Here is a 3,659-nt window from a genome sequence, read left to right as displayed (position 1 = left end):
CGAAGCCGGCCGAGCTGTCGACGAACGCCGGGCAGAAGATCGGCACGTCATGCTCGTAGGCGAGCTTGACGAGGCTGTTGTCCTTCTTGCCGTGCTCGACGAGATACTTGCCCATCTCGCGGATGAACTCGCGGCTCGAATAGGGGCGGGGTTCCAGCGTCTCGGCGATCTCGAAGATCGTGTGATCGACGTGCTGGAGCTGCTCCTCGTCGATATAGGTGTCGTAGATCCGGTCGATCAGCAGCGAGCGCAGCGTGTCGTCATCGGGCACGTCGAGCGCCTGATAATGCTTGTGGCCGAGGCCTTCGAAGAAGTCCATGTCGACGATGGTCGCGCCGGTGGCGACGATGCCGTCGATCATGTTGTTGCGCAGCAGCTCGGCATAAAGGTCCATGCACCCGCCCGCGGAGGTCGAACCCGCGACGACGAGGAAGATGGTGCAATCCTTGTCCGCCAGCATCTGGTTGTAGATGCTGGTGGCGCGGCCGAGGTCGCGGCTGGTGAAGCTCATGTCGGCCATCGCATCGACGATCGGGCGCGCGTCGAAGCTGGTGATGTCGATGTGCTTGACCTGCTTGGACAGCAGTTCCGCCTTGCGGGTGTCGTTGATGGTCTGGTTGGTCATCGTTAGCTCCGGGTTCCTAGGCTCCCCTCCCGCCGGCGGGAGGGGTTGGGGGAGGGCCTGTTGAGTGGTCCGTCCTCGTGACAAGCCCTCCCTCGACCCCTCCCGCAAGCGGGAGGGGGGAAGAAGGCATCTACTCGACGGTAATTACAGTGTGACGACGTTCGACGCGACCCGTTCGGGTTCGTCGAGGTAGAGCGACGCCATCGGTTCGTCGGTGACGATCACGGTCTGGTCGGAACCGAAGCCGTTGAACGCCGTCCGCATCGCCGATCCGTACGCGCCGAGCATACCGATCTCGATATAGTCGCCTACCTGAACGTCCGCTGGCAGCAGGAACGGTCCCGCCATATGGTCCATGTCGTCGCAGGTCGGGCCGTAGAACGAGAACGGGTGATCGCGCACGGTCGATTCGGGTTCGCGCAACAGCATGACGGGGAACCGCCAGCCGATGTGCGCCGCATCGAACAGCGCGCCGTACGCTCCGTCGTTGATGTACAGCTCGTTGCCGCGGCGACGCTCGACGCGCACCAGGACCGAGCTATACTCGGCGCACAGCGCGCGGCCGGGCTCTGCCCAAAGCTCCGCCGAATAGGATATCGGCAGGCTTTCGAACGCGCGGTGGATCGTTTCGAAGAAACGCTCCAGCGGCGGCGGCTCCATGCCCGGATAGACGCTCGGAAACCCACCGCCGACGTCGATGACGTCGACCGTCACCGCCGCCTCGACGATCGCCGCACGAACCCGCTCCATCGCGTTCGCATAGGCTTCGGGAGTCATCGCCTGGCTACCGACATGGAAGCAGATGCCGAGCGCGTCCGCCGCCTGGCGGGCCGCGAACAGCAGCGGCTTCGCCTCATGCGGCGCAACCCCGAACTTGGACGCCAGGCTGAGCTTCGAATGCTCGGACGACACGCGCAGCCGGACGCACAGCGTCAGGTCGGACGCGTGGCGGGTCGCACGGGTGATCTTGTCGAGCTCTTCCAACGAATCGAGGCTGAACACCCGGACGCCATGCGTGAAATACGCCTCGCGGATCGCTTCTTCGGCCTTCACCGGGTGCATGAAGCACAGCACGGCATCGGGCAGCGTCCGCGCGACGAGCCGAACCTCGGCGATCGACGCGACGTCGTAATGCGTGATTCCATTGTCCCACAGGATCTGCAGGAGGTCGGGAGAGGGATTCGCCTTGACCGCATACATCGAGCGGCCCGGAAACTTCTCCACGAAGAATCGGGCGGCGCGTGCGGCCGCGTGCGGGCGAATGATCGTGACCGGCTCAACCGGACGAAGGGTCGTCGCTAACCCCAGCGCGCTATGATGCTTGTGCAACTCAAGGGACCTCCAAGTGTCTTTCGACGAGCGAGAAAAGCTGCCTTGCGGTTGGAAGTCCCATGGGGCAGCGGAGGCGCGAAATAGGGTCGCGTTTTCCTAATGTAAAGCGGATCGTGACGAACGGAGACGGATAGTGACAATTCTGAGACAGCCGACCCGCGCGGGGGTTCGCGATGCTGCCGAGAAGGTCGCACGGATCCTGCCGCCGACACCCCTCTTCGTACAGGATATCAGGGGTATAGCGGTCGCGTTCAAAGCGGAGTCGCTGCAGCCGGTCGGGGCCTTCAAGGTACGTGGTGCGTGGCACCGGCTGACCGCGCTCGACGATGTTGCGCGCCGGCGCGGCGTGGTCGCGTTCTCGTCGGGCAATCACGCGCAGGGCGTCGCCTGGGCGGCGAAGCGGCTCGGCATCGCGGCTACCATCGTGATGCCCACCGACGCGCCTGCCGCGAAGCTCGAAGGCACGCTAGCGCTCGGCGCCGAGGTAGTCCGTTACGATCGGGCGACCGAGAGCCGCGAAGCGATCGCGGGGCAACTCGCCGAAGCGCGGGGCGCGACGCTGGTGCCGAGCTTCGACGACGCGTGGATCATCGAAGGGCAGGGCAGCGCCGCGCTGGAAGCGGCAACGCAGATGGCGGCGACCGATCTCGGCGCGCCGACCCATGCGGTGATCCCCTGCGGTGGCGGCGGTCTGGCGGCAGGCTCCGCGCTGGCCTTGCCCGACGCGCGGATCACGGTGGTCGAGCCCGAGGGGTGGGACGACATGCGCCGCAGCCTCGATGCATCGTGGATCGAGCCGGTCGGCTCCAATCCGCCGCCCACCGCGTGCGATTCGCTGATGACGACGCGGGTGTCGCCGCTGACCTTCGACGTGCTGTCGCGTCGGGACGCTCGCGGGGTGGCGGTCAGCGAGGCGGAGATCGCCGCCGCGCAACGCTGGGCGGCGGAGAAGCTGCGGCTGGTGATCGAACCCGGCGGCGCGGTCGGACTAGCGGCGCTGCTGTCGGGCAAGGTCGCGCCCGAGCGTGGCATGCTGGTGATCCTGTCAGGCGGCAACGTCGACATCGCGGCCTATGCGCGGGCGATGGCGGCATGAACGGGGCGCTCGGCGGGATCGCGTCGGCGGCGCCGGCGATCGCGATGCTGGGGGCGTTCGCGTGCCTGATCGGGGGCGGCGTGTTGATCGCGAAGAAGCGCGATCGCAAGCGCGGCGTGCTGATGCTGGTGATGGCGGTGGTGCTGGTGGTCAACGTCGCGATCTGGACGCTGTAGGGGGGGCGCCCCGTTGATCACAGCTACCACCCCGGCGAAGGCCGGGGCCCAGGTGGGAAGGCAGAGGTAACGAAGCGCCACGCGCGCCAACTCACCTCTCGCAACTGGGCCCCGGCCTTCGCCGGGGTGGTGCGGGGTCGGGGTTGTGCCAGAAGCCAGGTGGACGCTTCCGCAGGACCCGCTCAGCGGATCGGTGAGTTCGGGTCCAGTCGCATGTCGAGATACTTGTCCACGCTGCCCATCAGCTCGGGCATCTCGTGCTCGAAGAAGTGGTTGGCCTTCGGGATCGTGTCGTGGTGGATCGTTATGTGCCGCTGGGTGCGGAGCTTGTCGACCAACTTCTGGGTCGCGCCGGGCGTGACGACCTCGTCGGCCTCGCCCTGGATGATGATCCCTGACGAGGGGCACGGCGCCAGGAAGGTGAAGTCGT

At 66.4% G+C, this 3,659-nt stretch carries 4 protein-coding genes and 1 pseudogene; 2 read left to right on the top strand and 3 right to left on the bottom strand.

All coding sequences use genetic code 11. The annotated features are described in order from the left end of the window. Nucleotides 1-625 (bottom strand): deoxyhypusine synthase family protein (locus tag ACFE77_RS16185; protein ID WP_375422674.1); only part of this gene is annotated, 625 nt, incomplete at its 3' end. 144 nt (nt 626-769) lie between these two features. Then, nucleotides 770-1,954, bottom strand: a complete 1,185-nt coding sequence (locus tag ACFE77_RS16180; RefSeq protein ID WP_375422673.1) for a type III PLP-dependent enzyme — start codon at nt 1,952-1,954, stop codon at nt 770-772. Between the two features lie 136 nt (nt 1,955-2,090). Between ACFE77_RS16180 and ACFE77_RS16175 the strand changes: the two genes are divergently transcribed. Together ACFE77_RS16175 and ACFE77_RS16170 are read left to right on the top strand one after the other, a co-directional pair. Beyond that, complete coding sequence (locus ACFE77_RS16175; RefSeq protein ID WP_375422672.1) at nt 2,091-3,053, top strand: threonine/serine dehydratase; 963 nt, start codon at nt 2,091-2,093, stop codon at nt 3,051-3,053. After that, nucleotides 3,050-3,229, top strand: coding sequence for a hypothetical protein (locus ACFE77_RS16170; protein WP_375422671.1), 180 nt, complete (start codon nt 3,050-3,052; stop codon nt 3,227-3,229). The genes ACFE77_RS16175 and ACFE77_RS16170 overlap by 4 nt, the downstream gene beginning before the upstream one ends. Nucleotides 3,230-3,411: 182 nt before the next feature. Here the strand turns inward: ACFE77_RS16170 and ACFE77_RS16165 are convergent. Beyond that, nucleotides 3,412-3,659: pseudogene (locus ACFE77_RS16165) on the bottom strand (alpha/beta hydrolase); the annotation flags it as partial.

The organism is uncultured Sphingomonas sp. (assembly GCF_964243315.1).
Taxonomy (GTDB): Bacteria; Pseudomonadota; Alphaproteobacteria; order Sphingomonadales; family Sphingomonadaceae; genus Sphingomonas.
Note: the sequence above shows the minus strand (reverse complement) of the source record. Positions and strands in the feature narration are given on the sequence as shown.

Coding starts and splice junctions, on each gene's coding strand:
- ACFE77_RS16170 (WP_375422671.1), top strand. CDS start 3,050: ATGAACGGGGCGCTCGGCGGGATCGCGTCGGCGGCGCCGGCGATCGCG.